Source organism: Parafrankia sp. BMG5.11 (genome assembly GCF_004337455.1).
The window spans coordinates 322,737-346,622 of sequence record NZ_SJXI01000015.1 but is presented as its reverse complement, the minus strand read 5'-3'; the positions used below and the strand labels follow the sequence as shown (position 1 = coordinate 346,622).

At 61.4% G+C, this 23,886-nt stretch carries 19 protein-coding genes and 1 pseudogene; 13 read left to right on the top strand and 7 right to left on the bottom strand.

Annotation, left to right across the window (positions count from 1 at the left end):
• Window positions 1-13 precede the first annotated feature (13 nt).
• On the top strand, window positions 14-799 hold the full coding sequence (locus tag E0504_RS12565) for an SDR family oxidoreductase (RefSeq protein WP_131624503.1): 786 nt from the start codon (window positions 14-16) through the stop codon (window positions 797-799).
• Between the two features lie 578 nt (window positions 800-1,377).
• Here E0504_RS12565 and E0504_RS12560 read toward each other — a convergent pair.
• Complete coding sequence (locus E0504_RS12560) at window positions 1,378-2,424, bottom strand: IS110 family transposase (RefSeq protein ID WP_131624501.1); 1,047 nt, start codon at window positions 2,422-2,424, stop codon at window positions 1,378-1,380.
• A 1,462-nt stretch (window positions 2,425-3,886) separates the two neighbouring features.
• Between E0504_RS12560 and E0504_RS12555 the strand changes: the two genes are divergently transcribed.
• From E0504_RS12555 to E0504_RS12530, 6 genes are all read left to right on the top strand, one after another.
• The gene (locus E0504_RS12555; protein WP_131624499.1) at window positions 3,887-4,780 is read left to right on the top strand and encodes a site-specific integrase; all 894 of its coding nucleotides are present in this window, start codon (window positions 3,887-3,889) and stop codon (window positions 4,778-4,780) included.
• A gap of 64 nt (window positions 4,781-4,844) precedes the next feature.
• The gene (locus E0504_RS12550) at window positions 4,845-7,352 is read left to right on the top strand and encodes a DEAD/DEAH box helicase (RefSeq protein ID WP_165938498.1); all 2,508 of its coding nucleotides are present in this window, start codon (window positions 4,845-4,847) and stop codon (window positions 7,350-7,352) included.
• Window positions 7,349-7,897, top strand: coding sequence for a hypothetical protein (locus tag E0504_RS12545; protein ID WP_131624495.1), 549 nt, complete (start codon window positions 7,349-7,351; stop codon window positions 7,895-7,897). Before E0504_RS12550 ends, E0504_RS12545 begins: the two co-directional genes overlap by 4 nt.
• A 77-nt stretch (window positions 7,898-7,974) precedes the next feature.
• Window positions 7,975-8,382 carry a hypothetical protein gene (locus tag E0504_RS12540; RefSeq protein ID WP_131624493.1) on the top strand — a complete coding sequence of 136 codons (408 nt, stop codon included), beginning with the start codon at window positions 7,975-7,977 and terminating at the stop codon, window positions 8,380-8,382.
• Window positions 8,379-9,074: a site-specific integrase gene (locus E0504_RS12535; protein ID WP_131624491.1), complete on the top strand. Its 696-nt coding sequence runs from the start codon at window positions 8,379-8,381 to the stop codon at window positions 9,072-9,074. Before E0504_RS12540 ends, E0504_RS12535 begins: the two co-directional genes overlap by 4 nt.
• The gene (locus E0504_RS12530; protein ID WP_131624489.1) at window positions 9,058-10,152 is read left to right on the top strand and encodes a tyrosine-type recombinase/integrase; all 1,095 of its coding nucleotides are present in this window, start codon (window positions 9,058-9,060) and stop codon (window positions 10,150-10,152) included. Before E0504_RS12535 ends, E0504_RS12530 begins: the two co-directional genes overlap by 17 nt.
• 97 nt (window positions 10,153-10,249) lie before the next feature.
• On the opposite strand, the gene purU is transcribed toward E0504_RS12530, so the two are convergent.
• Together purU and E0504_RS12520 are read right to left on the bottom strand one after the other, a co-directional pair.
• Window positions 10,250-11,155: a formyltetrahydrofolate deformylase gene (purU, locus tag E0504_RS12525; RefSeq protein ID WP_131624487.1), complete on the bottom strand. Its 906-nt coding sequence runs from the start codon at window positions 11,153-11,155 to the stop codon at window positions 10,250-10,252.
• Between the two features lie 171 nt (window positions 11,156-11,326).
• The gene (locus E0504_RS12520) at window positions 11,327-11,851 is read right to left on the bottom strand and encodes a sensor histidine kinase (RefSeq protein ID WP_243657491.1); all 525 of its coding nucleotides are present in this window, start codon (window positions 11,849-11,851) and stop codon (window positions 11,327-11,329) included.
• On the opposite strand from E0504_RS12520, the gene E0504_RS12515 reads away from it, so the two are divergent.
• Together E0504_RS12515 and E0504_RS53440 are read left to right on the top strand one after the other, a co-directional pair.
• On the top strand, window positions 11,789-12,166 hold the full coding sequence (locus tag E0504_RS12515; protein ID WP_131624486.1) for a hypothetical protein: 378 nt from the start codon (window positions 11,789-11,791) through the stop codon (window positions 12,164-12,166). The two genes, E0504_RS12520 and E0504_RS12515, sit on opposite strands and share 63 nt — an antisense overlap.
• A 152-nt stretch (window positions 12,167-12,318) precedes the next feature.
• The gene (locus E0504_RS53440; protein WP_306769236.1) at window positions 12,319-12,450 is read left to right on the top strand and encodes a hypothetical protein; all 132 of its coding nucleotides are present in this window, start codon (window positions 12,319-12,321) and stop codon (window positions 12,448-12,450) included.
• 443 nt (window positions 12,451-12,893) lie between these two features.
• Here E0504_RS53440 and E0504_RS12510 read toward each other — a convergent pair whose 3' ends face one another.
• From E0504_RS12510 to ytfE, 3 genes are all read right to left on the bottom strand, one after another.
• The gene (locus E0504_RS12510; protein ID WP_207912519.1) at window positions 12,894-13,169 is read right to left on the bottom strand and encodes a hypothetical protein; all 276 of its coding nucleotides are present in this window, start codon (window positions 13,167-13,169) and stop codon (window positions 12,894-12,896) included.
• 155 nt (window positions 13,170-13,324) lie between these two features.
• The gene (locus tag E0504_RS12505; protein WP_131624484.1) at window positions 13,325-13,939 is read right to left on the bottom strand and encodes a NifU family protein; all 615 of its coding nucleotides are present in this window, start codon (window positions 13,937-13,939) and stop codon (window positions 13,325-13,327) included.
• A gap of 33 nt (window positions 13,940-13,972) precedes the next feature.
• Window positions 13,973-14,653 (bottom strand): iron-sulfur cluster repair protein YtfE, encoded by a 681-nt coding sequence (ytfE, locus tag E0504_RS12500; protein ID WP_131624482.1) that lies wholly within the window; start codon window positions 14,651-14,653, stop codon window positions 13,973-13,975.
• Between the two features lie 338 nt (window positions 14,654-14,991).
• Between ytfE and E0504_RS12495 the strand changes: the two genes are divergently transcribed.
• A complete protein-coding gene (locus E0504_RS12495; RefSeq protein ID WP_207912518.1) occupies window positions 14,992-16,206 on the top strand; it encodes an NnrS family protein in 1,215 nt (404 codons plus the stop codon).
• Between the two features lie 91 nt (window positions 16,207-16,297).
• Window positions 16,298-18,520 carry an adenosylcobalamin-dependent ribonucleoside-diphosphate reductase gene (locus E0504_RS12490; RefSeq protein ID WP_131624480.1) on the top strand — a complete coding sequence of 741 codons (2,223 nt, stop codon included), beginning with the start codon at window positions 16,298-16,300 and terminating at the stop codon, window positions 18,518-18,520.
• A gap of 7 nt (window positions 18,521-18,527) precedes the next feature.
• Here the strand turns inward: E0504_RS12490 and hemN are convergent.
• A pseudogene (gene hemN / locus E0504_RS12485) lies at window positions 18,528-19,877 on the bottom strand (oxygen-independent coproporphyrinogen III oxidase).
• A 123-nt stretch (window positions 19,878-20,000) separates the two neighbouring features.
• Here hemN and moaA point away from each other — a divergent pair.
• Both moaA and E0504_RS12475 read left to right on the top strand, forming a co-directional pair.
• Window positions 20,001-21,017, top strand: a complete 1,017-nt coding sequence (gene moaA, locus E0504_RS12480) for a GTP 3',8-cyclase MoaA (RefSeq protein ID WP_131624580.1) — start codon at window positions 20,001-20,003, stop codon at window positions 21,015-21,017.
• 120 nt (window positions 21,018-21,137) lie between these two features.
• Window positions 21,138-23,870, top strand: coding sequence for an MFS transporter (locus tag E0504_RS12475; RefSeq protein ID WP_131624579.1), 2,733 nt, complete (start codon window positions 21,138-21,140; stop codon window positions 23,868-23,870).
• Window positions 23,871-23,886 lie beyond the last annotated feature (16 nt).

Here is a 23,886-nt window from a genome sequence, read left to right as displayed (position 1 = left end):
AAGGAGATCTCTCATGGCAACACCTGTCGCTGTCATCACTGGGGCGGCCAGTGGAATTGGCGCCGGCTTGGCGCGGTGCGCAGTAGAGCGCGGGATGGCCGTGGTACTTGCAGACTGGAACATAGAGCAACTTGAAGTCACCTCGCGCGAGCTCTCGGGTGAGGTTGCGATTCTGAAGGTGGATGTTCGTAACGAAGAGCATTTGGAAAGACTGTCGCAGTTTGCGTATGATACGTTCGGGCGCGTAGACTTACTGTTCAATAATGCTGGCGTACTCTCTTCCGGACAGGTTTGGGAGTTAGATGCCGAGACGTGGAGGCGTTCATTCGATATCAATGTTTTTGGCATTGTTAATGGACTACGCGCATTCGTTCCAAAGCTTTTGGAATCTGGCATTCCCGCGCGAATTATAAACACTGCATCGGTCGGCGGCTTTTTCTCAGGTCCCCTAATGGGACCCTATTCCGCATCAAAGGCCGCGGTTGTTTCTTTAACCGAAGCACTAGCTATCGAACTTCATAAGTTGAATTGTAATATCTCGGTGTCTCTACTTGTTCCGGGACCTGTCAAGACTTCTATTCTGGATGGAGAGCCCACAACTCATTCGTCGAATTTGATCAAGAAAATGAAACTAATGACGTCCGATCGCGGCGCTGATCCTGACCAATTCGCAACATTGATCTTTGACGCAATTGATAGAGGAGATTATTGGATTGTACCTCAACCTGAAGCATTAGATAGTCGACTGATTAAGCGGACCGAGATGATCATCGGTCGCGAACCTCCGACGGGCGTGTGAGCTGGCGGCTGTCTAGCGCTAATGAGCCGCTTGGGGCTTTCTCGACGACATTAGAGCGCAGGTTTGGCACCACACCTCGATCAAGCAAGCTAAGCACCCCGGGCAAGTGGCTGGACCGAAGATGCTTAAATAGCGAACGATGAACCGCTACCCATCGATACGAGCAACCCCAAGCGCGTCGTTCTTGAACGCGTCCGCAATGCAAACGGCGAATACTTGGAGCGACTGATAATATCGGCGCACGTCTTCGGCTCTCCGACGATTCGCTTCGGAAGCGGCTACCTTACCTAGATTCGCATTCTGGGGTCCAAGCGGGCTTACGCTCAAGGCTTAACCTTTCTGGTTGCGAGCTGGCAACGCACTGACTGGTGAACACGCTTACCTCCGGGGTCAGGTTGAGCACCCGCCCCAGTTCAATTGGCGTGGAGAGATTTCGCGTCGTCCAAGTCTCGATGCACGTGATGCTCTTGGCTCACCTGGTAGCATGTGGATCGGCGCGGCCACCGTTCTTATCAGTCGATTGTACGCTAGCGTAGACTCGCTCCTTGTGGGGGTTGAAAAATCGCTTGTGCTACAAGTTAGGCGGCACCTGGGTCATCATGTTGGTTCGGATCGAATGCGCGTTGATCGAGCCACATCCGTCGCAGAATGCTCCCGAGCCGGCGTCCTAGAGCTACTGCGGCCTTGTTCCGGCCGATACGCGCTTCGAGCTCCAGTGCCTGGGTCCGCAAGAGGGAGGGTTGCTTGACCGTGGTTAGAATCCTCATCCCGGCTTCGACGAGCGCAGATCGCACCTCTTGCCCGCCCCACTTGGAGATACTGCCCATCCGGTCGGTGTCACCCGACTGATGGCGACGCGGAGTCATACCAAACAGGGCTCCGACCGACTTGCTGCCCTGTAGCCTTTCCGGATCATCCACCGCCGTCTTGAACGTGAGGGCGGTCACGGGGCCGACCCCCGGCGCAGTCATCAGGAGCCGGCAGACCGGATCGTCACGCACTATGCCCAAGACATGGTAATGCAGCCGTTCGTACTGCTCATTGAGCCCGTCGCGCGCGCGCAGGAGCGGACGGATCGCCAGTTGCAAGGACTCATTGTCCTCTGCGAGCTCATCTACCCTGAACGCGAACTGCGCACGTCCGCACGACCCCAGTTGATGACCAAAGGTCTTCAGCGTGCCGCGGATGTGCAGTTCGATATCGATCATCTTTTCGAGAACAATCTTCCGCGCGCCCAAGAGGGCGCGCAGTTGCATGCTTTCAAGCGACTTGACGTGGACCGGTTTGTAGACCCCGCACATCATCATGCGCGCAAGGCCGCGCGCATCGTTGCGATCGCTCTTGTTGATCTGCGATTGGATGAACCCTTGGGCGTGGCGAGCTTCGACGCAAATGGTCGGAAGACCGGCTGTGTTGAGTCCAACCGTCAGCCATTCCGACATCTGTCCGGCCTCAAGACCCACACGTTCAACATGAGGCACACGGTCCCGCACAAAGCGCGCGATCGCTTCGGGATTGGTCGGCACGTATGCTTCGGCGACGATCGAGTTGGCGGTGTCTACGATGCATATCGCGGTGCGTTTGGGCGACACATCGAGGCCGACGAAAAAGGCGAAATGGGACATTTATGAGCTCCTGCCAAAGCGACCGCGGACCTCCTTCGCAGAAGGCAACTCAAGTCGGATTCTGGCCGGGCGCCAGCGAGCACTCCTGAGACAAACTCGCCCGGATGGAGCCGTCGGGATGCTTCGCTGTGAGAGGAGCTAGTTCAGTCAAACCACCCACGTCAACAGAAAAAATTAACCATGTTTGAGGTTGCTGCACGTCCCCGCGAAGGCCTGACAGCAAGGCCGAGCGTCCCTGGTAATCCTGCTCAGAACGGTCAAAACATGGAAATCGTCGATTGGGGCACCGCAGGTGCACGTCATTACGCGAAAATGACATGATTTACGGATGAGCGACAGTGATTCGCGACACTTAGTTAGAAAGTTAAGTTCCGAAAGGGTCATTTTCTAATCTTTGCGGAATTATAACTGACGGTCAGGCAAACTGACGTAGAGTTGTCAAGTAAGCGCGTGATTCGGAAGCATTTTCAATGGCTAGAAACCGGCGAAACACCGTCATTCTAACTGCAGGCTGCCGAATGGCTCGCTTCGCCCCGCTGACGTGGAAATTGAACCCGATGGGCCTCATCTCGCGATGCGCGCCGCTCCTCACCTCATGCCGATCACCTCAAGTGGAGGAGGCCCTTTCGGGAACGCCAGGGATCGTGCTGATTGCCCACTATTGACTCAGGGTCGCTCTGGTCCGTTCGCCAATAGGTCAGTCAGATTGATCACTCGTGGGCTCTCAACAAAGCTTGCAAGATCGCTTGGCTATGTGTGAGCCGCCAAGACTGCTGTCAGGAAACCGTGTCGGGCACAGCTCAAGTACACGGCTGGCAGAGTTCAGATGACTCTGGACAACCCCGATTTGCTCCAGCCATGCCTCTATCTGCAAGTAGAGTAGATTGCTGCGATAGCGTGATCCAGCCAGCAAGCGAGTTCCTCGGGTCCTACGACCGGCTTTCCTGGTTGAGTTCAGTCAACAAGCTGATGCACAGGCGCTGCCGACGCCCGGCCCGGCTCAATAGGCGACCAGGTCAGCCGAAGGATTTGTCGGCAAGGTAGCCGCCAAGATCCATGAACGCCTCGCCTGATGGCTTCGGTTGCCCCTCAGGGTAGATCGTCGTTCCGGCAGTTCAGTTGACCTCAGAGTCCGCGCCATATCGGCCAGTACGACACTGGCAGTGTGCAACACGGTTGCCGTCGAGGGACACCGCCAGATCCACGGTTGAAGCGTGGTCAACAACCAGCAGTTTGCTCAACTCAACATTCAAGCAGATCACCTACTTTCTATTTAGATGGTTTAGTTCCACCTTGCTCTAAGTAGTTCTGTTATTCAGTTTCTCCAGATCATACGGAGTAATTTGTGGCACCGGATCCATTAACCTTAACGCTCTACTCATTTTTTTACTTGCCATTCTGCCGTTCCGTCTGCATAAATCTCGGCGAATCGGAAGGAGACTGCCAATAGAGGAGGGCCCACATGCAGTTAGATTATGAAGTTCCAGCGTCGACGACCCCAGATGACACCGATGATCGGTCGGAAGTGAGTTCCTTGTGGAGCTCTCTTCCCCACACCCTGGCAGCCCGCCCGAAGGCTCGCACATCTCGGCAACGTGCTAAGGAACCGCGTCCACTTTTCCCTCAGGCGAACGTCGCACGCCTGCACCTGCACGCCGCGACCTGCGAATTAGAGGCGGCGCTCAGGCGGCCGACCGACCGCAGCGCTGACCATCTTATTCCGACCGTTCGGCCTGGGTCGAAAGAAGAGGCGCGCCGGAGACGCGGCCCAACCAAGCGCGCTGGGCTGATCGAAGAGAAGGATCTCGGGCGGATCCTAGACTACATCGAAGCAAAAAGCCGTTCGCCCGAAAGTGACCGCGTGAAGGTCCTGCTCTCCTGCAAGGCCGGCCTGCGTTCAGGCGAGATCGCAACCATGACCTACCACAGCTCTTTCGAGAGCGAGGGCTGTGTCGCCAAGAACCTGTGGGTCGGCGCGGGATCAAGCAAATCACGCTATAGCCGCGAGGTGCCGATCCATGGCCGCCTTAAGTCAGCTCTGCAGGAACTTCACAAGAAGTACCCAGACGCTCCTACAGTAGCGTTCAGCATCGGCCGCAACGGTCGCCTTCGCCCGCAAAATGCTGCGGCGGTCACCCACTGGTTCTGTCAACTTTACAAGAGGGTGGGTGGGCTTGCGGGATGCTCGAGCCACTCGGGCCGGCGCACGTTCGCGACCCACTTCGCTCGTGGCATGAGCGGAAGACATGTTAGCCTGGCCGATCTGCAAAAACTGCTGGGACACCGCTCGATCAGCTCGACCGAGTGTTACCTCGAACCATCTGCCAGTGTGGAGGAGCTGATCAATGCGATCTAAGCCCTCGTCGCAATGCGCTGGCCAGAGGCCCGCCGACAACTTCCTCGCCGCTGCGCAGCCTAAAGTGATCGAACGCGTCGATATCCCGCCGCGCGCGGCGAGATATGCGCCTGCCCCTGCACCATATTCGCAAGGACGTGTGGGTCGTTGGCTCACAGGATGCGTAGGCGGTGGCCAGCCCTATTTCAACCAGAGCTCCGCACTCGAAGTGGTTGCGAGGGGATCGAACCTGGTCGTCGCCACGCCGACAGCATCGGGCAAGAGCCTGGTTTTCATGGCCGCCGCGCTCGAGGAAATCGTCAACGGCGATGGCAGGGTACTCGTCTTCTATCCGCAGAAGATGCTCGGCGGCGACCAATTCGCGCGGTGGCAGCGCGCGTTGGAGCGGCTCGGACTTGAGCCCAACCTCGTTGGCGAAATCACTGGCGAGGTATCGATGTATGAGCGCGAGCGCGTGCTTGAGCGTGCCCGGATCATCTTGGCGACGCCCGATGTAATCCACTGCTGGTTGATGCGGATGTTGCACCTTCCCGCGGCGGCCGCGTTCCTCAAGGCGCTGAAGTTCGTCGTCATTGACGAGGCGCACACTCTTGACGGTGTGTTTGGATCGCACTTCGCATTCTTCTTCCGCCGGCTCCGGGATGCCCGCTGGCGCGCCGGCCCTATGACACCCGAGCCGCAGGTCATCGCGGCAACCGCCACGCTTCGCGATCCGGCTGAACATCTCGCGGCACTGACTGGTCTATCGTTCGAGGTGATCGGCGAAGACCAGAACGGCGCACCCGCTCATGGCGTGACGCTGCTGCACATCGACGGTCCCGACGTTGGTGCGGCTTCGGAAAAGGCCGGAGCCGACATCATGACCGCTCTCCTCGATAAGATGTCACCTGCCGAGGCGGCCATCGCATTTGCCGATTCCCGACAAGGGGTGGAGCGCATTGCGCGCCGGGTGAATCGAACTGACGCGAAACCCTATCGTAGCGGTTTCAATCCGGCCGAACGTCGATCGATCGAGGGGGGCCTGCGCGCCAAAGACCTCAAGGCGATCTTCTCGACCTCCGCGTCGGAGCTCGGCATCGATATCCCGCAGTTCGCCTACGGTCTCAACGTCGGCATCCCCTCAACACGCAAGTCGCTTCGTCAGCGCTGCGGCCGGGTGGGCCGTGCTCAACCGGGTGTTTTCGCGGTCATGGCACCCAGCGCGGCGTTCGCAAGGCTCGGTAGTTCGCTGCGTGAGTCTATCACGGGTCCCGTAGAGGCGAGCCCATTATACCTCAGCAATCCGTTCATCCAATTTCAGCAAGCGCGCTGTTACCTGCGCGAGCTCGGGAGCGAAGATTGCGTACCAGAACTACGCTCGGAGCTCGGCTGGCCCGATGGGTTTGCCGGCGCACTGGAGATGGCACTACCGGGCGCGGAACGGCCGCGCGTACTGGACGACATCGCCAACACCGGCTGGGACAACCCGCACCTGGCGTACTTCCTGCGCTCGATGCCATCGATCTCGTTCGCGCTGAAGAACGCGCGGAACGGCGAAACCATCGGCACCATCGATCACGAAAAGGCACTGCGAGAGGCGTACCCGGGTGCGACCTACATTCACCTCGGCGCCCATTACCGGGTCATCGACTGGTTCAACACCAGCTACGAGCAGACGATCAAGCTGCAGCCGATCAAGCGCGCTGAGCCAACGCATCCGCTCACGCGCTTCCAAATCAGCGCTTCGGTCGAGGCCGGCGAGGTCGTCGACGGCCACCTCTTGGCCTCCGCAGAAGGTTGTCTCGTGGAGGCGCAACTCCGTGCGGTAGAGTCAGTGGAAGGCTACCGTATCGGGACCACTTCACTGCTTTACCGCGAGCTCCTCGAAAAGGACCGGCGCATGCGCCGCAAGCAGCGCGAGTTCATGACCGTGGGCGTAGTCATGCGCATCCAGGCGCCATGGTTTGCCGGTACTTCCGAAAGCCAAGTGGCAACTCGGCGGGCGGTTGCCGAGGCGTTGCAGGAAGTGATCACACGTGAGTACGGGATTTCACCTGGGGATCTTCGCGCCGCTCACAGTGGAATAGCGTTTCATTCGATCACGGGCGCACGCAAGGTCGACGACGCGGTTGCCGTGTTCGACACCGTTCCGGGCGGCCTGCGCCTGTCCTCACCCCTCTTCAGCGACTTTGCCGCCATTATCGCACGACTCGAGCGCGGCGCCGAGTTGGCAGGCGAAGAAGCACTGTTGCCGGCCAGCACTGTCCAGCGGCTCGAAGAGTGGCACAGCCGGCTCACCGCCAGCGAGCCTCATCATCATCCACCGCAGGTCGGCGAAGGCAAGCAGCTGATCTTCGCGCCATCTTCGCGCGTCTCAGTAAAGATCCGCGGGCAGACGGTGGAGCGAGTGCTGCTCGAGCCGCAGATGCTAGCGATCGGGGGCGGCGAGCAGCTCATGTATCGCTACGAAGATCTGTCCGGCAGCCAGGCTTGGGTAGCACACGACCAGGTAGAACCGATTGGCAACGACTGGCAGCGAGCAATCTGGAATCCGATTAACAACCACATCGAACCATTGGAGGTAAACATATGAACAAAATCAGTTTTATCTATCCTGATGATCTCCTCGTGACCAAACCGTTTCGCGTATCGGCCGTCGTGACTTCAGGCAACATCTTCAGCCTTGTTACGCTCAACTGGACAGGACGCTCGATGCGGCTTGCGCCAACGGCGTGCCTCACCCTCCCGGTCGATGAGGAGCGCGTCACCCATCCGCAGTTCGAGCACTGGCTTGAGCTGTTCACGAAAGGAATGGAGATCCCGCATGTCGTTATCCGTCGAGGCCCAGATACGGGGCCGCACAAAGCGGCTCCGCTTGCGGTCAAGGTCGAAACAATCCTCGAATTCATTCCCAGCGTGGGGACTAGCCGGGTCCACGCCTGTGCAGTGACTGGGTGGGTAAATCGGGCCAACTGGCTGCTGCCCCTTCCTCAGGACGAGCTGACTGCTCCCGAGCGCAAGGTTCAGCAGCGGTGTATCGAAACCGCTGCCTTCGTTGTCGCGCGAGTGCTCGAGCATCGTGCCTCACTGTTTCCGGACGGACCTCCGCCCACTTGGATCGAACTGGCGGCAGCGTGAGCCGGCGAGCCATGGTGAACCGCCTCCAACCCGGACTGGTTCGGATAAGTGCGGCCGCGGCAAGCCGCGGACGCCTGGTGATCGTTACCTTGGTCTGGAGACAGTCTGGCGTTCGGGTGGATGACGATAAGTCCATAGCAGTCACCCTCGCCACCGACTGCAACCCAGCTGGGGAAATGAGAACTGCACTAAACGAATTTCTTAAGCGCAATCAAATTCGAGATCTGGTGTTGCGTAAGGGCCCCGAGAAAGGGCCATACTCAGTCCGCGCCATCCAGATGAAGCTGGAGTTTCTGGTCGAACATGGGCTGCGAGCTTCAGTAACGCCTGTGGTTTCAAGCGCGGTCGGCAACTGGCTAAGCAAGCACGATCCAGAGTTGCACACGAAACTTCCGGATTTCGGCAAGGACTATCGAGCTTGCCAGTTCGATGCCTTGCGCACCGGTCTCTATGCTTTGCACGTCTTGAAAGGCGTTGCTGCATGACAGCTTGGCAAATCAAGGCCCGCCCCCTCAGCGACAATCAGGTTAAAGCTGCCCTCGAGCATATCGCGGCATCTAGTGAGCGGCCTCTCAGAGACGAACTGATCCTCTGGCTGAAAACTTCGGCTAGCCTGCGCGCGCACGAGATTGCCGGCCTAAAGCTCTCTGATCTGTGGGATCAAGAGGGCCGACTTAAGGATGCGATCGAGATCCCAAGGCCACTTGCGAAATACTCGCCGGCGAGAACGATCCAGGTAACCGCGCGTGTTCGAGAAGCACTGCTGCGCTTCCGCTCCACTTACCCCGATGCCAAAACTATCGGGGAAACTTTTGGCAGCGGCCCTACCCCAATCATACAAAAGCACATCGACGAGCTCTGCAGTGCGATTGGCTACGTGGAGACCAGTTCTCGCTATCGACCACACTTCGCGCCGCTCGATCACCTCGAGGCACCGAAGCAAGCCCCTGCCCCGTCAGGTCCCGAGCACGAGGTATCAAAGCGCCATCGCCAGCCGCGCTTCCGACCCTCGGACATCACTCGCGCCGTCGACGCGGTCAAACGTGCAGGCTTGGAGATCACGGCGACCGAGGTTGGCCGCGACGGCAGCATCCGCCTGTCGCATGCGCCCACTGCCGCATCCTCGCAGAGCGCCTACGACACATGGAAGGAGCGCCGCGATGCGCGCTCCATTTAAGGGCCTCAATCGTATCCGCAAACGGATGGCCGATGGCTCGTTCAGGACCTACTTCTACGCCTGGAAGGGCGGCCCTCGCCTACAAGGGGAGTTCGGATCGCCAGAATTCCACGCTAGCTATGCGGAAGCTTGGGCAAGCCGCTTCCGCGCTCGCACTGACACGCTTCAACACGTCTTCGACCAATTTCGTGCGTCGCCCGATTTCAGCGCCCTCGCTCCGCGTACTCAGAAGGACTACTCGAGGCATCTCCTGGCCCTGGAGAAAGAGTTCGGAGATCTGCCGCTGGTGGCGCTTGAGGATCGGCGCGTCCGGGGTGACATCCACGGCTGGCGAGATCGGCTGGCCGCGAAGTCGCGGCGACAGGCCGATTACGCGTTCGCCATTCTCGCCCGCACCCTTTCATGGGCGAAGAACCGGGGCATGGTGACTGTCAATCCGTGCGAACGTGGAGGAAGGGTGTATCGTCCCGACCGCTCTGGGCAAGTGTGGACATTCGAACAAGAGGCTGCATTCACAGCGGTTGCTCCCCCACACATCAGCGCAGCTCTAACGCTCGCGCTTTGGACCGGTCAACGTCAGGGTGATTTGCTACGTTTGAGGTGGCTCGATTATCGAGATGGCGTCATTCGCCTACGGCAACGCAAGACAGGCATGCGCGTCGAAATTCCCGTCGCGCCTGCGCTCGTGAAGGTACTCGAGCACACAAAGCCAACTGAGCCCAACGCCTTGACCGGCGGTGAGGGAGAAGTGACCATTCTCCGCACTGAGCGAGGCACCCCTTGGACCGAAGGCGGATTTCGGGCCTCCTGGCGCAAGGCCTGCAAGAAGGCTGGGATCGAAGGACTGAGCTTCCACGATCTTCGTGGGACAGCCGTCACCCGCCTAGCTCAGGCTGGTTGTTCGGTACCTGAGAGCGCTACGATCACCCGGCACTCTCTTAAAGACGTCGCAGCCATCCTGGACAGCTATTACCTCAACCGCGATCCTACGTTGGCGAAGAGCGCCATTACGAAGTTGACTCGCTTCGCCGATAGGCAGCCCCCTCCGCTTAGCCATGCGGCACAATCGGGCTCCTAGAATTGTGCTAAGCCATCGGGACACGCCGAGCGCGCACAGCGGGATCGCGCGCCTGCAGGGCCAAGTCTAGTGTCGAAAGCTGGCGGTTCGCATCTGACTAACTCCGGACCGAGAGCTCACGCTGGCTCCTTAGCGAAACAACTGTCCTGATGCCATTCAGGAACACTCTTCGCTCGGCGGTCCAACGGACTGCACGCGCCAGCACCCGGGCCTCGATGTCTCGTCCGATCCTCACCAAGTCCTCGTCGGTCGCACGATGATCGACGCGCTCAACGTCCTGCTCGATGATTGGACCCTCATCAAGATCGCGGGTCACGAAGTGAGCAGTTGCGCCGATCAGCTTCACTCCGCGCTCGTGGGCGCGGTGGTACGGCCGCGCACCCTTGAAACTCGGCAAGAAGCTGTGGTGAATGTTTAGGCACCTTCCAGAAAGGCGATCGGCCATGCCGCTGGAGAGCACCTGCATGTAGCGAGCGAGGACCAGATAGTCGGCGGCAGTCCGCGCAAAAATGGAGAGTAGCTCTGCCTCCTGCTCGTCCTTCTTATCCGCACTGACCGGCAGGTAGTGAAAAGGGACGCCGTGCCATTCGGCGAGACCGCGAAGGTCAGGATGGTTCGATACCACTCCGACGATATCGACGGGCAAGTTGCCGGTCTGCCAACGGTGGAGGAGGTCGTTGAGGCAATGGCTACCCTTCGACACGGCAATCAGCAGTTTCGGGCGATGAGTTGAAGGCAGTAGCTCCCAATTCATCTCATGCTGCTTCGCGATCGGGGAGAGCCCGGCACGAAGCTCTTCCAGCGATCCCGGAAACGCTTTTCCATCAGCTTTGAACTCGATGCGCAGGAAGAAACGTCCGGCGTCCAGATCCGCATATTGTTGGCTATCGACGATAAAGCCACCAATCCTGGCCAGGTGTCCGCTGATGGCCGCGACAATTCCGACCCTATCCGGGCAGGACAAGGTCAGGATGTAGGAACGTGCTGCGTCGAGAGAGCTCATGCGGCCTACCTTGCCACCGTTGTCGACCGCGGCAAGGTAGAACCAGATCGATGGCAGTTAGTGGGCCGCTTGCCGCCAGTCCGCTTCGAAGCGACGAATGCCGGAAGCGGCCGTTCAGTCCTCGATCTGATTTCGGATATCGTCCCGTGCGCCTCACCGGAGGCAATACGATCAGCGGTGGATGACTGTTACCACGCAGCCAGGCTTGGCATCAGTTACTTCCACGGTAGCCGCAAGCTGCTTTGCCAACGCATTGACGATACCCGTTCCCAGTCCTGGTTTGCCGCTCGCGTGATCGTCGGGAATGCCAATCCCATCATCGGCTAGAGTCAACATCCAGCCCGCGGTCGTTGTCTCGAAAGCAATCCGGATCGAGCCCTTCCGGCCAAGGTCCGGGTAGGCGTGTTTGAGCGAGTTAATAACCAGCTCTGCAACGGTGAGACCTATGCTGACCGCCCGATCGGCGGACATGACGCTATTGTCGGCATCCACGGTGAGGCCCACCATGTCGGGATCGAAGATCATCGAAGCGGCGATACTGGCGAATAGGTCAGTAAGGTAGGGCCGCAACGCCACATCGCCAGAAGCGCTTTTAGCAAGCTGTCGCTGCAAGGTTGCTACCGACATGACGCGGTGGTGCGCGTCTTCCAGGTGGCCTCGCGCTTCTTCCGACTGCACGCTGCGAACACGCTGCATAAGCACACTCGCGATGATCTGAAGGCTGTTGGCAACCCGGTGATTCAATTCCTGGACCAGAACTTACTTTTCGCGGAGCAGTGTGGCCATCGCGCGCGCGGCATTTCTCGCCTCTCTCTCATCGAGTACCGCAAGGACGAGGCGCGGAACTTCATCGGCGTTGTGATCGAGAACGTGCGCATTAGGAATAAGGCAGCGCGTCGGCTCGCCCGGACGATGGAGGTCCATCTCGTAAGCATCGATGGCGGCATTTCCCGCAGCGGTCGCGGTGAGCAGCGAGCGGAGCTGGGGAACATCCCATTAGCCATTTCCTAGAGCGAATAACTCAGCGCCTACGACGGTTTTGGGATCAAGCGAGAAACTGCGGCAGAACGACTCGCTCGCGGCTTGCACGAACAGCCATTCACTCAAAGCCCGCCCACACTGTCTCCGGGCGGTTCACCCTGCTCTGCCTCAAAGAGAAGGTCGTGATCGACTTGCCGGACAAGTCCCTGTCGCTGGCGGAGCACGAGTGGGTCTTCTTCGACGCAGGCCTGACGCACGGAGTGCGAGCCATCGAGCCGTCATCCTTATTGCTGACGATCCTGCTGCTCGATTGAGCTGACTCAGAGTCTGCCAGTCGCTGCTTTGGGACGCGGACAAGGGATGCCGACGACCGTGGAAGGCCGGCCGCCTTCAGAGTGTGATTGATTGGCGAGTTTTGGCGCGCCATGCCAGCGCACGCTGTCGTGCCCGGTCGCGCTTTCCACCAACACGCGACACTGAGGTCGGCCCTGTCGGTTAGTGGTCCTCGCAGAATGGGGGCACCAAACCGGACGATTCTAATGCTGCCCCTCCGCTCGTGACCTCTGATCAGCCGCCTAGGCAAAACAGGATCACCAGATCGCCAACTGCGCGCAGGCCGGTGCAGCGCCATGTGCGGCGGGCCGGCGGCTCGCCTTATCACCCAACCCAAGGAAATCGTGGGCGCGTATCTGCAAAGGGTGCGCCATGACCGAAGCAGCCTCAGTACCCCGGCGCCGTTGGGGTCTGGCCGCTCGCGTCAGCGGTTGTCATGATTCCTCGAAGCATCGCCGACCGCGTGGCTCGTCTCGCCGGCTCCGCGCGCTGCACTCGCGTTGTGGCGACGCGAAGCATTGGTGACGTTGGTGTCGTGGCCGCTCTTGTCGCTGAAAAACGCGAGTGCGAAGAGACCCGTTCCGAGCACGACCGAGAAGAACACGCCGAGGATGCTCGCGACGACCATGTGCACCGTGAGCGTTCCCTGCGAGTGCAGCCAGAATAACGCGCCGATCACCATCAGGATCGCGATGACCACGATTATGAGCATCATGCGGCGAAATTCCGCTTTCGCCTTTTGCGCTGATTTATCATGCTGTTCGCTTCAGGGTTGAATTGGCTGGCGGGTGCGCTCGCAATAGTCATCGCACCCGTTAATTTCGGTGTCGTTGCGGTCAGAATACGATCAGCGGTTCAGCTTTTGCCCCATTTCGCCTGCACCCAGCGGCGGAAGCGGACCTTCGGATCTTCCGCGAGCGCGGCTGCATCCGCCACTGACTGAACGCGCTTCACCTCAGGGACCCAGTGCACAATTGTCTGTTCTATCGTTCGCTTGAGCGTCGTCGTGCCCGAAGGACAACCTCCGCACGCGCCTCCCATCCTGACCCATGCGGTACCTTGCGCTGTATCGAACCGCTCAAGCACCGCTTCTCCCCCGTCCTTCGCCAGCAGGTGCCTGACGTAGCGGTCGAGCACTTGTTCGATGTGCTGCTCAACTTCGCTGAGCGGAGCTTTCCGGACCTGAACCGGCGCCGCGGGTGCGCAATCGCCCGCTTCCAGCAACGCCAGTGCGATTTCCGGTCGCAGCGCTTCCCACCCGATGTCCGGACCGCTGCGAACGACGGTCACGAAGTCGCGGCCGAGCATCACGCGAACGATCCCATCGATGGCGAGCAGCGCATGGACAAGCGGGTAGTCGCCGCAGTTCGAGCGATCGAAGTCGCGCGCCGGGCCGTTGGTGAACATCTGGCCGGTCTGCACCCGCAAGGCGTCAGGATTGGGGGTATGTTCGAACTCGATCAGCGCCATCGGCCTGAACCGCCCGTTCGCCTCATTCTCTCGTCATCCCGCAGCAGCGGCCTCGAAGCGCGGGAACAGGATGTTGTTCTCGGTGTGGATGTGCTCGATCAGGTCATCCTTGAACTGCGCGGCGCCGGTGTAGAGCGCGCGCCAGGTGCCGCAGGCGCCTTCGGGAGGAGTGAAGTCGTTGGTCATCTGCGTCACGCGCTCGATGAATTCGCCGTGTTCGACGTGCTCGTCGCGCATCTGCGTGATCGGTCCATCGAGCAGGCTCGCCCCCTCGCGGCGCATGGCCGGGAAGAGGATCAATTCTTCTTTCCGCATGTGAACCTCCAGCTCTCCGAGCGCGTGCTGCATCAGGTCGGCGAGCCCTGCGGGGACTCCGGTCTTGCCGGCGTGGACCTGTTCGACCTTGCGCGAAAGCGCGATCAGCTCCGGAAGTTGGCGACGGTGGACCTCGTGAAAACGGCTAACGATGTGATCGATAATGGCTCCGACATCCTGTGCCGGCTCCGGCGACCGTGTCGTGTCGAGCGCTTCAAGCGCCTCTTCGAGGATCTCCACATCGATCCCGGCCGCCTTCGCCGCCTGGTCGAGCGGAGCGGCCCCGTGGCAGCAGAAATCGATTCCGAAGCGCCGGAAGACGCCCGTTGCGCCCGGCAGGTTCACGGCGATCTCGCCCACGTTGCGCTGCCGAAGCGGCTCGATAGTTGCGACACTCATTTTACGTGCTCCTTGCGTGATCCGAAGATAAGCGAATGGCATCCGCGTAACTGGGCTCGGCTTCCGTGCTCGAGAATGCGGCTCGAGTGGCAAATCGCACCGGTTCATGGGCGAGCATCGCGGAAGATTGCCGAAACGGTAGAGCACCGTCTCGGGGCAATATTGACTTAGATCACCCCGCCCGCCGTGGAGGCAAAAAAGGAGTTTTGCGGCACGCGCGTATCGCGGTCGGTGGAAAAAACCGGCCTAAATTGATGGACGTCAATCTTGGCGCAAATCGGCCAGTCAAAAGAAACGCGTCTATTTGCCAGATCAACCCGCCAGACAAAGGAACCACCATGGAGACCCGCGGAGAGAAGATGCTGGCTCTTCGGCGCGCTCGAATGGCAGCGTCGCCTGCGGTCCTGCGCGGTGGGTTCCGGCCCTTCTTCCTTGGCGGAGCGGTATGGGCAATGATCGCGCTGGTGCTCTGGCTCTGCTCTCTGGCGGGAGCGATCGTCCTACCCAGCGCTTTCGATCCCTTGGCCTGGCATCGGCACGAGATGTTGTTCGGGTTCGTCGGCGCGATCGTCGCAGGGTTCCTCCTTACCGCCATTCCCAACTGGACCGGCAGGCTGCCGATCGCGGGGATGCCGCTGCTCGGCTTGTTTCTGCTGTGGCTGGCGGCGCGGCTTGGTGTGCTGTGGTCGGCCTCGATCGGGACTTGGGGCGCGGCGCTCCTCGATATCGGATTCTACTTCGTGCTGGCTGCGGTCGCCGGCCGAGAGGTTCTGGCGGCCAAGAACCGCAACGTGCCGATGGTCGTGCTGATCCTGCTGTTCGGCGGCGCCAATGCCATCGATCACGCGGTTGGACTGGGCCTTGTTGCCGATGACGGGCTCGGGTGGCGAGCAGGTTTATCTCTGATCGTGGTGATGATCTCGCTGATCGGGGGGCGGATCGTCCCGTCGTTCACGCGAAACTGGCTCACCAAGCAAGGGGTGCGGCAAGGATTGCCCGGACAACCGGGCAAGTACGACATCGCAACCATCGGTATCACTGCAGCCGGGTTGATGTGCTGGTGGATCGCACCCGACAGCCTGCCTGCAGGATGGGCCCTGCTGTTGGCCGGCGCCATGCAACTTGTGCGACTGGCGCGCTGGAAGGGATTCCGGACATTCGCCGATCCACTCGTGCTCGTTCTGCATGTGGGATACCTGTGGCTGCCGGTGGGACTGGTATTGCTCGGCTGGTCGGTGGTCGACCCATTGGTCTCGCGGTCCGGGGCGATCCACGCGCTTACCGCCGGCGCTATGGCGACGATGATCCTGGCCGTGATGACCCGCTCCACCCTGGGCCACACCGGGCGCCCGTTGCGCGCCTCACCGGCGACGGTTCTTCTGTATGCCCTGGTCACGATCGGCGCCGTGCTGCGCGTCTCCGCTGCGTTTGCCTTGCTCGACTACACTCTCGGCATGCGCTGGTCGGCAATCTTCTGGATAGCTGCGTTCATCACGTTCCTTGCGGCTTATGGCCCCATCCTCATCAAACCGCGGCTGGGCGAGACTGCCTGAGCCTGTGTGGTAAGCCGCTCGCGGTTTGCGCTAGATCAATCTCGCGCACCCCGAACATGGTATCCCGTCCGAAGACCAAACGGAGGTGGCGATGGGTTTCGAAGTCGGGTTGGCGGAGGAAATCTGGCGCTCCAAGTACCGTTTCGCAGCGGCCGATGGCGAGGGCGACGAGGACTACGCCGACACCGCCAGGCGAGTCGCTGCCGCAGTGGCACGAGCGGAACCGGCGGACGTACGAGACGCCTGGCAGGAGCGCTTCTTTGACGCGATCTGTGACTTCAAGTTCATTCCCGCAGGGCGGATAATCGCGGGCGCGGGCACCGGTCGCACCGTCACTCTGTTCAACTGCTTCGTGATGGGCACCATACCGGACAGCCTGTCGGGCATCTTCGACCACCTGCGTGAAGCCGCGATCACGATGCAGCAAGGGGGCGGGGTCGGAATGGACTTTTCGACCATCCGGCCGAGCGGCAGCTTCGTGAAGGGTGTCGGAGCGCAGGCGTCGGGTCCATTGTCGTTCATGGACTGCTGGGATGCCATGTGCCGGACGGTGCACTCGGCGGGGCAACGCCGCGGAGCGATGATGGGCTGCCTGCGGATCGATCATCCGGACATCGAGGATTTCATCGATTCCAAGCGCGATGCGACGCGGTTTCGCAATTTCAATATCTCGGTGCTCGTCACCGACGCTTTCATGGAAGCGCTGCGCGCCGGCGGCGAATGGCCGCTGGTGTTCGAAGGTGAAGTGCATCGGACGGTTCCGGCCAAAGACCTGTGGGATCGCCTCATGCGATCGACATATGATTGCGCCGAACCCGGGGTGATTTTCGTCGATCGTGTCAACGCGGCAAACAATTTGGCTCATTGCGAGACGATATCGGCGAGCAACCCCTGCGGTGAGCAGATGCTACCGCCGTACGGCGCTTGCTTGCTTGGTTCGATCAACCTCGCCGCGCTGGTCGAGCGACCATTTACTGACGAAGCGCGGATTTACGAGTGGGATTTGGGAGAACTCACGCGCACGGCAGTGAGAATGCTCGACAATGTGATCGACATATCGCGCTACCCACTTCCCCAGCAGGACGCGGAAGCGAAGCAGAAGCGGCGGATCGGCCTCGGGATTACCGGGTTGGCCGATGCATTGCTCTTTTGCGGCGCAAGTTATGGAAGCGACGATGCGCTTGCGCTCACGCGGAACTGGTTACGGGTGATCAAACGGGAGGCATATCGAGCGTCGGCGCTGCTGGCGGCCGAGAAAGGGACCTTTCCTCTTTACGATGCGGTCATGCTTGACCGACCCAACTTGGTCGATCTTGAGCAGGACGTACGTGACCTGATCGCACTCCATGGCTTGCGAAACGGTTGCCTCACTTCGATCGCACCGACCGGAACCACGTCGTTGCTGGCGGGCAACGTGTCATCGGGCATCGAGCCGGTCTTTGCCTTTTCCTACAAACGGCGGATCCTGCAGCCGGACGGCTCCGCGCGTTTCGAGTCGGTGGTCGATTACGGACTGCAGGTTTGGCAGGCGGCGCGGGGAGAGGCGCCGCCGCCGGTGGAGCTGTTCGTCAGCGCGCAGACACTCAGGCCTTCGCATCACCTGAGAATGCAGGCGGAAGCGCAAGCGCTGGTGGACAGCTCCATTTCAAAGACCGTGAACTGCCCCGAAGATATCACGTTCGACGAGTTCACCAGCATTTACGTCGATGGCTATGCCTTGGGTTGCAAGGGACTGACGACATATCGCCCGAACGCGATCACAGGCTCGGTCTTGCAGGTCGAAACGGATCCGATCCCGGCAAGCCCGCCACAGCAGGAACTCGCCCTCGCGGCGCGTTCCGACGATCTTGAAGGGCACACTTACAAGCTCAAGTGGCCCGACAGCGCGCATGCGGTCTACGTCACCATCAACGACGTCGATACGCCGCAGGGACGACGGCCGTTCGAAATCTTCATCAACTCCAAGAACATGGAACACTATGCCTGGACGGTCGGGGTCACTCGCATGATATCGGCGGTGTTCCGGCGCGGCGGTGACGTGTCGTTTGTGCCCGAGGAACTGAAGGCCGTGTTCGATCCGCGTGGCGGCGCGTGGGTGCAAGGCAAGTACGTGCCTTCGTTGCTCGCCGCGATCGGCGGGGTGATCGAGCGCCACATGGGGCTGGTTCAGCCATCGCTTCCGCTCGACGAGCCGGTGAAGGCGGTGCCGACGCGGTCGCCCGGCGCGTTCTGTTCCCAATGCGGCGCGGCGGCGGTGATCAAGGTCGAAGGTTGCACCAACTGCCTCGAATGCGGTTATTCGAAGTGCGGTTGATCAGCGCTCAGACCGCGCGCGAATAGCGCTCGCGGTTCTGGGCGAGGCCGGCGTCGAACGCCGCGGCCACCGACCGCACCAAAGGATATGCCGCCGGCGTGACTTCGAGCACCATGCCACGGCGCGCGAGCAGGCCGTCGTCCTCGAGCGCGGCGAGATAATCCTCGTCGACAATCTGCGCCGGCTCCCAGGCAAAGCTGCCGCACACAGCGGCGAGATCGACCCGCCGGTCGCACATGATGCGCTCGATCACCGCCGCGCGAACCTTGTCTTCCTCGCACAAGGCGTAGCCGCGCGCGACCGGCAGCCGGCCTTCGGCCACACGCTGCAAGTAGTCGGAGATCAGCACGGTGTTCTGGGCATAGCCTTGCGGCAGTTGTCCGATCGCCGAGGAGCCGAAGCCGACCAAAACGTCGGCATCGTCCGTGGTATAGCCCTGGAAGTTGCGGTGCAGCGCGCCGGTCCGCCACGCTTCAGCCAGCGGATCGTCGGCACGCGCGTAATGGTCGAGGCCGATCTCGGCTAACCCGACTTCCGTCAGCGAAGCAGCGATCGCCTGCGACTGCGCGAGGCGTTCCTCCATGTCGGGCAAAGCGGCTTCGTCGAGCCGGCGCTGATGCTTCTTGAACGCCGGGACATGCGCATAGCCGAAGACCGCGAAGCGGTCGGGCGCAAGCTCCAGTGCCTGTGTCACGGTATCGCAGCACGATTGCACCGTCTGGTGCGGCAGGCCGTAGATGAGGTCGAGGTTGATGCGCTCAATACCCGCTCTCCCTAGCAAATCGATGGCCGCCTGCGTGACTTCGAAGCTCTGCACGCGATTGATTGCCCGCTGCACGACCGGGTCGAAGCTCTGCACCCCGATGCTGGCGCGGGTGAACCCGGTCTTACCGAGCGCTTCGGCCAACTCTGCGCTCAAGGTGCGCGGATCGACCTCGATCGCGATCTCGGCGTCCGGGGCAAACGCGAAGTGGCACCGCAGCCTCGCCATCAGCGCGATCATCCGGTCTGGCGGCACCAGCGTCGGCGAGCCGCCTCCGAAGTGCAGGTGCTTGAGCACTAGGCCGTGTGGCATCGCGGCCGCGACGAGCTCGATTTCAGCCTCGAGCGCATTGAGATAACGCGCGATCGGCTCGTCCCGCGCGGTGACCGTCGTGTGGCATCCGCAATAAAGGCACATCGCCCGGCAGAATGGCACGTGGAGATATACGGAGATGCCGGCGCCTTGCGGAATCGCGGATAGCCAACCCCGGTAGTGACTCTCACCGACCGCTGGCGAAAAGGCCGGCGCTGTGGGCTAACTGGTGTAGCGCGGAACGTTCGCGCGGGCATAGCGGGCGAAGGTGCCCGCCGTTATCGAAGGGGACTGCATGCCGCAGCCGTACTTCGCCGGCACATTCCGCAATTGATTCATATCACATAATTGACCACAAGCTGGGGTAGCGAGCGGCAACTCTTTCGGAGGTGTGTAGGCAGCGTGATGCGGGACGGGGTCACACCGGGCACTCAGCCGGGGCTGGTCGATAGCTTTGGTCGCACGATCGATTATGTCCGCCTCTCGGTTACCGATCGCTGCGATTTGCGCTGCCGTTATTGCATGTCCGAGCGCATGCAGTTCCTGCCCCGGCGCGAGATTCTCTCGCTCGAGGAGATTGCCGCCCTCGCCGACGTGTTCATTGCGCGCGGGGTGCGCAAAATCCGCCTCACCGGAGGCGAACCGCTGGTCCGCCGGGGGTTTCTCGAGCTTGTCGCGGCGATCGGAACTCGGATCGGTTCCGGCCTCGACGAACTCACCTTGACGACCAACGCGACCCGGCTCGCACAGTTCGCACAAGGGCTCTACGCGGCCGGCGTCCGCCGGGTGAACGTCAGCCTCGACAGCTTGCGCGCCGATCGCTTCGCTCACGTCACCCGCGGCGGCGACCTCGCGCAAGTGCTGCGGGGGATCGACTCGGCGCGCGCCGCAGGCCTGGCGGTCAAGATCAACACCGTCGCGCTCGCCGGCATCAACGAGGAGGAGATCGCCGACATCCTGCGCTGGTGCGGCAGCCAGGGTCACGATCTCACGCTGATCGAGACGATGCCGCTGGGCGCCGTCGAAGAGGACCGCACGGAGCACTACCTCCCGCTCGACCGAGTCCGGCGCGCTCTCGAGGACAGTTTCGATCTGACGCCTTCGCTGCAACGCACAGGCGGGCCGGCGCGCTATTTCGAAGTCGGTGGACTTGGCATCCGGCTCGGATTGATCACGCCCTTGACGAACAACTTCTGCGACGGCTGCAATCGGATTCGGGTGGCGGCCACCGGAACCGTCTATGGTTGCCTCGGGCACGACCAGAAGGTCGAACTGCGCGACGCGATGCGCGAGGGCGGCGTGGAGGAAGTCAACGCGTTGCTCGACCGACTACTGGCGCGCAAGCCGCGGCGTCACGACTTCCGCATCGGCTTGGCCGCCGCTCCATCGGTGGCGCGCCATATGAGCGTGACAGGGGGATGAGCGAGGCGGCGCTCCTGAAGCGGGATCGCGGGACGTCGGACGCCGAAATGATTCTGGTCAATGCGCCACGGCATCGAAGGCCCATGGTCCTGGCAGGCCCAGCCGGATCACGAGGACCAAATGTCCGCTGACGCAATACCATCAACAGGACGCGGCGACGGCCGGGTGCTGTGGACGAGCACCGCCGCTTTCACTGCCTGCTTTGCCGTCTGGACAATCTTTTCGATCATCGGCCTCCAAATCAAGGACGAGCTCGGCCTCAGCGAGACGCAATTCGGGCTGCTGATCGGAACCCCGATCCTGACCGGCTCGCTTTCGCGCGTGCTGCTCGGCGTGTGGGCGGACCAGATCGGCGGGCGCCGAGTGTTCGCGGCGGTAATGGTGCTGGCCGGTATCGCGACGTTCCTCACGTCCTACGCAGACAGTTATGAAACCCTGCTGCTAGCAGCCCTCGGCGTCGGTCTCGCCGGGGGCACGTTCTCGGTCGGCGTCACGTACGTCTCGAAGTTCTACCCGCCCCAACGGCAGGGTACCGCGCTGGGCATATTCGGCGCCGGCAACGTCGGTTCGGCGGTGACCAAGTTCGCGGCGCCGTTCGTGATGGTCGCGTTCGGCTGGCAGACGGTGGCGCAGATCTGGGCCGCCGGACTGATCGCGACGGCGGTGATCTTCCTTGTGCTGACCCGCGAGGATCCCGACGAGGTCGCGCGCCGGAAAGAGGGGCGCAAGGGCATCCCGCTCAAGGAGCAGATGGCGGTCCTCGGCAATGTCCAGGTTTGGCGTTTCGCGCTCTATTATTTCTTCGTCTTCGGCGCTTTTGTCGCATTGGCGCTGTGGCTGCCGCGCTACCTTATGGGAGTGTACGGCCTCGACGTGGAGACTGCCGGCATGTTGGCGGTGTTCTACTCGGTCCCGGCGAGCGTGTTCCGGATGTACGGCGGCAAGCTGTCGGACCGCTACGGCGCACGGTCCGTGCTATACCTGACCTTCGGTTTGTCGGTGTTGACCACCTTCATGCTGTCTTACCCTCCGACAACGTACATCATTGAAGGCATCCACGGACCGATCAGCTTCCGTACTCAGATGGGCCTCGTCCCATTCCTGGTGACGATCTTCGTGCTCGGGTTGTTCATGAGCTTCGGCAAGGCCGCCGTGTTCAAGCACATCCCTGTTTATTACCCCAACCACGTCGGCGTGGTCGGCGGACTGGTCGGCATGATTGGCGGCTTGGGTGGCTTCATCCTCCCGCTCGCATTCGGTGCGTTGCTCGACCTGACGGGGGTTTGGACCAGCGCGTTCGTGCTGCTGTTCGTGCTCGTGCTGGTCGCGCTGGTGTGGATGCATTTCGCGATCCGCCAGATGGAGCGCAGCGCGCTGCGCCGCGGCACGTCGGCGCAAGTGCCGGAGCTGCCCGAAATGCAGGGCCTGGGAGAACCGGGCATCGTCGCCCCGCCGCGCAAGGCGGGACCGATCGCAGACTGGCGGCCCGAGGATCCGGCGTTCTGGCAGACCGCCGGACGCCCTATCGCCCAGCGCAACCTCTGGATCTCGACTTACTGCCTGCTGCTTTCGTTCGCCGTGTGGATGGTGTGGAGCGTCGTCGTCGCGCGGCTGCCCGCGATCGGCTTCGATTTCACCACGGACCAGTTGTTCTGGCTCGCGGCGTTGCCGGGGTTGTCGGGGGCGACGCTGCGCATCTTCTACGCTTTCCTCGTGCCGGTGTTCGGCGGCCGGCTGTGGACCACGCTATCGACCGCCTCCTTGCTGATCCCCGCGTTCGGGATCGGCTATGCGGTCCAGAATCCGCAGACGCCCTACCTGATCTTCCTCGTCCTCGCGCTGCTGTGCGGCTTTGGCGGGGGCAACTTCGCCTCGTCGATGGCGAACATCAGCTATTTCTTCCCGAAGTCGGAGAAGGGCAACGCGCTGGCGATCAACGCCGGGCTGGGCAACCTCGGCGTCAGCCTGATGCAGTTCCTCGTCCCCGTGGTGGTCACGATGAGCCTGTTCGGCGCGCTCGGCGGGCAAGCCCAGACGGCGACGGACGGTACGCAGTTCTGGATGCAGAACGCCGGGTTCGTGTGGGTGCCGCTGATCGGCCTTGGCACTCTGGCGGCATGGTTCGGGATGAACGACATCCTTTCCGCGCGCTCGACGTTCGCCGACCAGGCTTCGATTTTCAGCCGTGCCCACACCTGGCTGATGTGCTGGCTCTATACCGGCACATTCGGGACCTTCATCGGCATGTCGGCCGGGTTTCCGCTGCTCGCGAAGATGGTTTTCCCAGAAGTCGACGCGCTCAAGTATGCCTTCGTCGGCCCGCTGCTTGGGGCGCTCTCGCGGGCCGGGACGGGCTGGATATCGGACCGGCTGGGCGGCGCGCGGGTGACCTTCTGGGTCTTTGTGGTCCAGATATTCGCCATCGTGGGGATGATCTACTTCCTCGACCGCGCGAGCTTCCCGGGTTTCTTCGGGATGATCCTGCTGCTGTTCTTCGTCAGCGGGGTGGGGAACGCCTCGACCTTCCAGATGGTGCCGGGAATCATGCGCCAGGCGATCGACCTCGCCGAGCCCGGCCTCACCGACGACCAGCGCCGGGTCCAGGCGGAGCGCGAAGGCGCGGCGGTGATCGGCTTCACCTCCGCAATCGCGGCCTACGGCGCGTTCTACATTCCCAAGGCCTACGGGTCGTCGATCGACCTCACCGGCACCGCCGACGCCGCGCTGTGGGGCTTCCTCATTTTCTACCTGAGCTGCGCCGCGCTGACGTGGTTCGCCTACAGCGGACCGCGCGGGGTTCTCCATCGCAACGAAGGGGCGCGCCGGCGCCCTGCAAATGCCCAGCCAGCCTGATCACAGGAGCGACGAC

Excerpts from the sequence above, each read along its gene's own strand:
- E0504_RS12565 (WP_131624503.1), top strand. The coding sequence starts at position 14 with ATGGCAACACCTGTCGCTGTCATCACTGGGGCGGCCAGTGGAATTGGC.
- E0504_RS12560 (WP_131624501.1), bottom strand. The coding sequence starts at position 2,424 with ATGTCCCATTTCGCCTTTTTCGTCGGCCTCGATGTGTCGCCCAAACGC.
- E0504_RS12555 (WP_131624499.1), top strand. The coding sequence starts at position 3,887 with ATGCAGTTAGATTATGAAGTTCCAGCGTCGACGACCCCAGATGACACC.
- E0504_RS12545 (WP_131624495.1), top strand. The coding sequence starts at position 7,349 with ATGAACAAAATCAGTTTTATCTATCCTGATGATCTCCTCGTGACCAAA.
- E0504_RS12535 (WP_131624491.1), top strand. The coding sequence starts at position 8,379 with ATGACAGCTTGGCAAATCAAGGCCCGCCCCCTCAGCGACAATCAGGTT.
- E0504_RS12530 (WP_131624489.1), top strand. The coding sequence starts at position 9,058 with ATGCGCGCTCCATTTAAGGGCCTCAATCGTATCCGCAAACGGATGGCC.
- purU (WP_131624487.1), bottom strand. The coding sequence starts at position 11,155 with ATGAGCTCTCTCGACGCAGCACGTTCCTACATCCTGACCTTGTCCTGC.
- E0504_RS12520 (WP_243657491.1), bottom strand. The coding sequence starts at position 11,851 with ATGCAGCGTGTTCGCAGCGTGCAGTCGGAAGAAGCGCGAGGCCACCTG.
- E0504_RS12505 (WP_131624484.1), bottom strand. The coding sequence starts at position 13,939 with ATGGCGCTGATCGAGTTCGAACATACCCCCAATCCTGACGCCTTGCGG.
- ytfE (WP_131624482.1), bottom strand. The coding sequence starts at position 14,653 with ATGAGTGTCGCAACTATCGAGCCGCTTCGGCAGCGCAACGTGGGCGAG.
- E0504_RS12495 (WP_207912518.1), top strand. The coding sequence starts at position 14,992 with ATGGAGACCCGCGGAGAGAAGATGCTGGCTCTTCGGCGCGCTCGAATG.
- E0504_RS12490 (WP_131624480.1), top strand. The coding sequence starts at position 16,298 with ATGGGTTTCGAAGTCGGGTTGGCGGAGGAAATCTGGCGCTCCAAGTAC.
- moaA (WP_131624580.1), top strand. The coding sequence starts at position 20,001 with ATGCGGGACGGGGTCACACCGGGCACTCAGCCGGGGCTGGTCGATAGC.
- E0504_RS12475 (WP_131624579.1), top strand. The coding sequence starts at position 21,138 with ATGTCCGCTGACGCAATACCATCAACAGGACGCGGCGACGGCCGGGTG.